The sequence below is a fragment of the Klebsiella sp. SWET4 genome, from assembly GCF_024296565.1.
Classification (GTDB): Bacteria; Pseudomonadota; Gammaproteobacteria; order Enterobacterales; family Enterobacteriaceae; genus Klebsiella; species Klebsiella variicola.
Genome location: NZ_JANCOB010000013.1, coordinates 155,795 through 162,521 on the forward strand (window position 1 = coordinate 155,795; position 6,727 = coordinate 162,521).

The 6,727-nt window shown below is 57.9% G+C and carries 6 protein-coding genes and 1 other RNA gene; 4 read left to right on the forward strand and 3 right to left on the reverse strand.

The window, feature by feature from the left end; all coding sequences use genetic code 11:
- Positions 1-108 precede the first annotated feature (108 nt).
- Complete coding sequence (gene cysZ / locus NKJ21_RS23780) at positions 109-870, reverse strand: sulfate transporter CysZ (protein WP_008803876.1); 762 nt, start codon at positions 868-870, stop codon at positions 109-111.
- Positions 871-1,100: 230 nt separating this feature from the next.
- Here cysZ and zipA point away from each other — a divergent pair, with 230 nt between their 5' ends.
- The 3 genes from zipA to NKJ21_RS23795 all read left to right on the forward strand — a co-directional run bounded on the left by zipA (position 1,101) and on the right by NKJ21_RS23795 (position 4,458).
- Complete coding sequence (gene zipA, locus NKJ21_RS23785) at positions 1,101-2,153, forward strand: cell division protein ZipA (protein ID WP_162542806.1); 1,053 nt, start codon at positions 1,101-1,103, stop codon at positions 2,151-2,153.
- Between the two features lie 69 nt (positions 2,154-2,222).
- Positions 2,223-4,238, forward strand: a complete 2,016-nt coding sequence (gene ligA / locus NKJ21_RS23790; RefSeq protein WP_012540946.1) for an NAD-dependent DNA ligase LigA — start codon at positions 2,223-2,225, stop codon at positions 4,236-4,238.
- 1 nt (position 4,239) lies between these two features.
- Entirely contained in the window at positions 4,240-4,458 is a 219-nt protein-coding gene (locus tag NKJ21_RS23795; protein ID WP_002913440.1) for a DUF3820 family protein, read from the forward strand.
- Here NKJ21_RS23795 and NKJ21_RS23800 read toward each other — a convergent pair.
- On the reverse strand, positions 4,455-5,453 hold the full coding sequence (locus tag NKJ21_RS23800) for a bile acid:sodium symporter family protein (protein ID WP_008803879.1): 999 nt from the start codon (positions 5,451-5,453) through the stop codon (positions 4,455-4,457). The genes NKJ21_RS23795 and NKJ21_RS23800 overlap by 4 nt on opposite strands.
- Positions 5,454-5,541: 88 nt before the next feature.
- Here NKJ21_RS23800 and NKJ21_RS23805 point away from each other — a divergent pair, with 88 nt between their 5' ends.
- Positions 5,542-6,468, forward strand: a complete 927-nt coding sequence (locus tag NKJ21_RS23805; RefSeq protein WP_008803880.1) for a LysR family transcriptional regulator — start codon at positions 5,542-5,544, stop codon at positions 6,466-6,468.
- An 83-nt stretch (positions 6,469-6,551) separates the two neighbouring features.
- On the opposite strand, the gene NKJ21_RS23810 is transcribed toward NKJ21_RS23805, so the two are convergent.
- Positions 6,552-6,687, reverse strand: a non-coding RNA gene (locus NKJ21_RS23810) — RtT sRNA.
- Positions 6,688-6,727 lie beyond the last annotated feature (40 nt).

Sequence of the window (6,727 nt, forward strand, 5' to 3'; positions counted from 1 at the left end):
GTAAGGATTTAGCATATCTATATGCGGAAGGGAAATAATGATAAGCGAGAAGGAATAAGCGAGATATAAGGAGCGGCCTCAGCCGCTCCCGGGGTGAACATGTTGGGGCTATTTCCAGACCGCGTGTTTATCGCGATAACAATCGACCCACATTGCGGTGGCGCCGCAGATGGCCACTGGCAGGATCACCAGGTTTAACACCGGGATCATGGTAAACAGACTGGTGAGCGCCCCAAACTGCATATTCATCACTTTGCGGCTGCGCAGCGCTTCGCGCATGGTCCTGAAGGGGACCTTGTGATTATCAAAGGGGTAATCGCAGTATTGAATCGCCAGCATCCATGCGCTGAACAGGAACCAGAGTACCGGGGCCACCGTCTGGCCAACGCCGGGTATAAAGTAGAGCAGCAACAGCACGATGGCGCGGGGCAGGTACCAGGCCAGCTTCTGCCACTCACGTTTCATGATGCGCGGAATATCCTTCATGATGCCAAAGACGCCGACGTCCGGCGGGGTGGCGCCAGTCAGACGCGCTTCAAGTTGTTCCGCCAGCAGGCCGCTGAACGGCGCAGCTATCCAGTTGGCGATAGTCGAAAAGAAGTAACCAAACACCAGCAGAATCGAGAGCACCACCACCGGCCACAGCAGGTAATTTAGCCACTGCAGCCAGTCCGGCACATGGCTCATCAGCGAGGGGATCCAGCTGTCGAGACGGGTAAATAGCCACCAGAAGGCTCCGCCCATCAGCAGCACGTTAACCAGCAAAGGCAAAAAGACATAACGCCGTATGCCAGGCAGCCCGATGAGTTTCCAGCCCTGCGAAAAATAATAAACGCCGCTACGCGGGGTCGGTGCGGATGATGAAACCATAGCCAGGCAATGCTCCTTTTTTAACATCCAGTGTGAATGCTCGCTTATTTTATCGGGTCGCCAGACAATAACCAGTTAGGAAATGTTCGAAAAAACAGCAAAAAGCACGATTTAGTTCATCTTTATGTGGTGAAAGCGACCGACGCACTTGCACTTGAGGTAATCGGCAAATACTCTTAGTGAGTAAATGTTTGCCGTGGTGGCAAGGTGTTAGAACAACAGAGAATATAATGATGCAGGATTTGCGTCTGATATTAATCATTGTTGGCGCGATCGCCATAATCGCTTTACTGGTACATGGTTTTTGGACCAGCCGTAAAGAACGTTCTTCGATGTTTCGCGATCGCCCACTGAAACGTATGAAGTCGCGCGACGATGAGTCGGAAAACGAAGACTTTGATGATAATGTTGAAGGCGTAGGTGAAGTCCGCGTTCATCCGGTCACTCACGCCCCGCACGGCGCGCATGGGGAGCATGAAGCCCCTCGTCAGGCGCCGCAGCACCAGTACCAGCCGCCTTACGAGCGCCAGATGCAGCAGCCTGTGCGTCCTGATGAACCGGTTCGCCAGCCGCAGCAATCGCCGCGCCAGGCCCCGGTTCAACCGCAGGGACAGCAGCCTGTGCCGCATGCGGCTCCGCAGCCTGGCTGGCAACAGCCGCAGCCCGCGCAGCCGTCCGTGCAACCCCAACATCAGCCGCAGCCCGTTGTGCAGCAGCCCGTCGCACCGCAGCCGGTGACGCCGACCGTTGCCCAGCCGCAGCCAGCCGCCCCGCAGCAGCCTGTTGCCGCGCCGCAGCCCGCCGTGGTCGAGCCGCAGCCGGTAGAGCCGCCGCAGCCTGCCGCGCCGCAGCCGAAAGAGCGTAAAGAGACGGTCATTGTGATGAACGTCGCCGCCCATCACGGCGCACAGCTTAACGGCGAGGTGCTGATCAACAGCATCCAGCAGGCCGGCTTCAAGTTTGGTGAAATGAATATTTTCCACCGCCATCTGAGCCCGGATGGCAGCGGTCCGGTGCTGTTCAGCCTGGCCAACATGGTGAAGCCGGGGACCTTCAATCCGGACAGCATGGCGGATATGATGACCCCTGGGGTGACTATTTTTATGCAGGTCCCTTCCTACGGTGATGAACTGCAGAACTTCAAGCTGATGCTGCAGTCTGCGCAGTATATCGCCGATGAAGTGGGCGGCGTGGTGCTTGACGATCAGCGTCGCATGATGACGCCGCAAAAACTGCGTGAATACCAGGATCGTATTCGCGAAGTGAAAGACGCGAACGCCTGACGTCCCGCGTTATCTCAACTCCTTCTCAACCCCCGCCTGTCGGGGGTTTTTTATCATTGATGGTGTGATATGGAACCGATCGAACAACAACTGACTGAACTGCGAACCACGCTTCGCCATCATGAATATCTGTACCACGTTATGGACGCGCCGGAAGTGCCCGATGCGGAATATGACCGCCTGATGCGCGAGCTGCGCGAGCTGGAGAGTCAACATCCGGAGCTGATTACCCCGGACTCGCCGACTCAGCGGGTGGGGGCGGCGCCACTAACTGCCTTCAGCCAGATCCGCCATGAAGTGCCGATGCTGTCGCTGGACAACGTGTTTGATGAAGAGAGCTTTCTCGCCTTCAACAAGCGGGTACAGGATCGCCTGAAAAGCACTGACGATCTCACCTACTGCTGCGAGCTTAAGCTCGACGGCCTCGCGGTGAGTATTCTCTACGAAAACGGCGTACTGATGCAGGCCGCGACCCGCGGCGACGGTACCACCGGCGAGGATATTACCTCCAATGTGCGAACCATTCGCACTATCCCCCTCAAGCTGCATGGCGAGAATATCCCGGCACGTCTTGAGGTGCGTGGTGAGGTTTTCCTTCCGCAGGCCGGGTTTGAAAAAATCAATGAAGAAGCGCGCCGCACCGGCGGAAAAGTGTTTGCTAACCCGCGTAATGCGGCGGCGGGTTCGCTGCGCCAGCTCGATCCGCGCATCACGGCGAAGCGACCGCTTACTTTCTTCTGCTACGGCGTTGGCGTGCTGGAGGGCGGTGAGCTGCCGGCCAGCCACTCGGCCCGTTTGCAGCAGTTCAAAGCATGGGGACTGCCGGTGAGCGATCGCGTCACCCTGTGTCATACTCCCGAGGAAGTGCTCACTTACTATCGTAAAGTCGAGGAAGATCGTCCTCATCTGGGCTTTGACATTGATGGCGTGGTGATCAAAGTCGATTCGCTGGCGCTGCAGGAGCAGTTGGGTTTTGTGGCCCGCGCGCCGCGCTGGGCCGTGGCCTTTAAGTTCCCGGCACAGGAGCAGATGACTTTCGTCCGGGATGTGGAGTTCCAGGTAGGGCGCACCGGGGCGATCACGCCAGTGGCGCGCCTGGAGCCGGTCCATGTCGCCGGCGTGCTGGTGAGCAATGCCACCCTACATAACGCCGATGAAATCGAACGCTTAGGTCTGAAAATCGGCGACAAGGTAGTGATTCGTCGGGCAGGCGATGTGATCCCGCAGGTGGTCAATGTGGTGCTTTCCGAGCGTCCGGCGGATGCCCGGGATGTTGTCTTCCCGACCCACTGCCCGGTATGTCAGTCCGACGTTGAGCGAGTGGAGGGCGAGGCGGTAGCCCGCTGTACGGGCGGCCTTATCTGCGGCGCGCAGCGTAAAGAGTCGCTTAAGCACTTCGTCTCCCGTCGCGCGCTCGACGTTGACGGCATGGGTGACAAGATCATCGACCAACTGGTGGAGAAAGAGTATGTCCATACGCCGGCGGATCTGTTCCGCCTGAGCGCCGGGAAACTCACCGGGCTGGATCGGATGGGGCCGAAGTCCGCGCAAAATGTGGTCAATGCTTTGGAAAAAGCCAAAGAGACGACCTTCGCACGCTTCCTCTACGCTCTGGGTATTCGCGAGGTAGGCGAAGCGACAGCGGCGGCCCTGGCGGCGCATTTCGGCACTCTTGAAGCCCTGGAGCAGGCTTCCATTGAGGAGCTGCAAAAGGTCCCTGATGTTGGCATCGTGGTTGCCACCCATACCTTCAACTTCTTTGCCGAAGAGAGTAACCGCGATGTCATCGCGCAGCTGCTGGCCGAAGGCGTTCACTGGCCGGCGCCAGTCGTGGTGAAGGCGGAAGAGATTGATAGCCCGTTTGCGGGTAAAACCGTGGTCCTGACCGGCAGCCTGAGTCAGCTATCGCGGGATGACGCCAAAGCGCGTCTCGTCGCGCTGGGGGCGAAGGTGGCAGGCAGTGTGTCGAAGAAAACTGACCTGGTGATTGCCGGCGAAGCGGCGGGTTCTAAGCTGGCGAAAGCGCAGGAGCTGGGCATTGAGGTGATTGACGAAGCCGAAATGATGCGTCTGCTGGGAGAATAACGTGGATAAAGCGCAGCTGGTCGAAATAGCCAATACTGAGATGCCGTTCGGTAAATACAAGGGACGTCGTTTAATCGATGTCCCGGAAGAGTATTTACTGTGGTTTGCGCGTAAGGATCAGTTTCCTGCCGGCCATCTCGGCGAGCTGATGGCGTTGACCCTGCTGATTAAAACCGAGGGGCTGAGCGATCTGGTTCAGCCCCTGAAGAAAGCGCGTTAAGCTTTGGCGGCGTTGGCCTTTTCCTCAGCGAGACGCGCATCGGTTTGCTGCTTGTAGCGCCGCGCCAGCACCGCGCAGACCATCAGCTGGATTTGGTGGAAGATCATCAGCGGCAGCACCATGATGCCGAGGATGGAGGTCGGGAAGAGAATATTGGCCATCGGGATGCCGTTGGCCAGACTCTTTTTCGAACCGCAGAAGACGATGGTAATCTCATCGGCTTTGTTAAAGCCGCAGCGGCGGGCGACGAACACGTTAACAGCGATGACAATGGCCAGCAGCACCAGGCTGACCACCACGATAAACAGCAGCGATCCCAGACCGACTTTATGCCAGATGCCATTCACCACTGCCTCGCTAAAGGCGGAGTAAACCACCAGCAGAATCGAGGTCTGGTCGGTCTTACCAATCCACTTCTTATGCTTCGCCACCCAGTTGCCGATCCACGGCCGTGATAAGTGACCGAGTACGAAAGGCAGCAGCAGCTGCAGCATGATTTTACCGACCTGCTCCAGGCTGCCGCCTGCGCCATGAAGGTTCATCAGGACGCCCACCAGCAGCGGTGAAACAAAGATCCCCAGCAGGCTGGAGGCCGAGGCTGAGCACACCGCCGCCGCGACGTTGCCTCCGGCCAGCGAAGTAAAGGCGATAGCGGATTGCACGGTGGCCGGCAGAATGCACAGATAGATAAAGCCGCTGTAGAGCATCGGATCGACATTCACCGGCGCCCACCAGGCAAACAGAACCCCGAGTACCGGGAAGAGTATAAAGGTGCTGCACATCACCCACAGATGCAAACGCCAGTGGCTGCCGCCGGCGATAATCGCTTCCCGGGAGAGTTTAGCGCCGTGCATAAAAAACAGCAGGGCAATGGCGGCGGTGGTCAGATGTTCAAAGAAGGGAACGAAAGCGCCACGGGCGGGGAAGAATGAGGCCAGCAGGACAACGGTGACCAGGGTTGCCGTAAACGGATCGAGAATGCGGAAAAGTTTCATAAACGCTCCTGAAAAGAGATGCGCTATTGTGCTTTTTTTCATTTGAGAAATAAAATTGATTTATTGCATCTATTCATGAATAAAAAAGATGAATTACTCTCTGCGTCAGTTAAAAGTATTCGTCACCGTCGCCCGGGCCAGAAGCTTCAGCCGGGCAGGGGAGATGATTGGCTTAAGTCAGTCGGCCGTCAGCCATAGCGTTAAGGAGCTGGAGCATCAGACCGGCGTCCGGCTACTCGACCGTACCACTCGCGAAGTCGTGCTCACCGAAGCGGGTCAGCAGCTGGCGGGGCGGCTGGAGCGTTTGCTCGATGAGTTGACGATTACCCTGCGCGACGCCGGGCGCGTCGGCCAGCAGATGAGCGGTACCGTCAAGGTCGCCGCCAGTCAGACGATTTCCGCTCACCTGATTCCGCAGTGTATTGCTCACAGCAACCGTCGTTATCCAGATATCGATTTTGTGTTGCACGATCGGCCCCAGCAGTGGGTGCTGGAGAGTATTCGCCATGGGGAAGTGGATTTCGGCATTGTGATCGACCCCGGCCCGGCGGCAGATCTGCAGTGTGAAGTGGTCCTGGCGGAACCTTTTTTGCTGCTCTGCCGGGAGGATCATCCTTTTGCCGGCCTGACGGAGGTGCCGTGGCAAGCGCTGCAGGATGAGAGACTGATCCTGCAGGACTATGCCTCCGGCAGCCGTCCGCTGATTGATGCGGCCCTTAGCCGGCTGGCTATCCGGGCGAACATTGTGCAGGAGATTGGTCACCCGGCAACGCTGTTTCCGATGGTAGAATCGGGAATTGGCATCAGCGTTCTGCCGGCGCTGGCGCTGCCGTTACCGCAGGGGAGCCATCTGACGGTGAAGCGGCTGACCCCGGTGATGGAGCGGCAACTGATGCTGGCATGCCGGAAAAATCGCTCGCTGTCGACCGCCGCTCAGGCGTTATGGGAAATTGTGCGTGAAGAAGGGGCAAATTTAACCGCTGCGAGGGTGGAAGATCCGCTGTATCAGCGCTGACAGGGGGAGTGCTGCGGGGGAACTCGCGGCAAGACCGCAAACTGCGCATAGCAAAAAGGCGCCTTTAGGGCGCCTTTTTACATTGGTGGGTCGTGCAGGATGACTCGGCTTGGCCTCGCCCTTCGGGCCGTCGCCGCAAGCGGCTCCGTTGTCTCACTGCGTTCGACCCGAACCTGCTGCAGGTTCGAATCGTTGAGTTCGGCGCATAGCAAAAAGGCGCCTTTAGGGCGCCTTTTTACATTGGTGGGTCGTGCAGGAT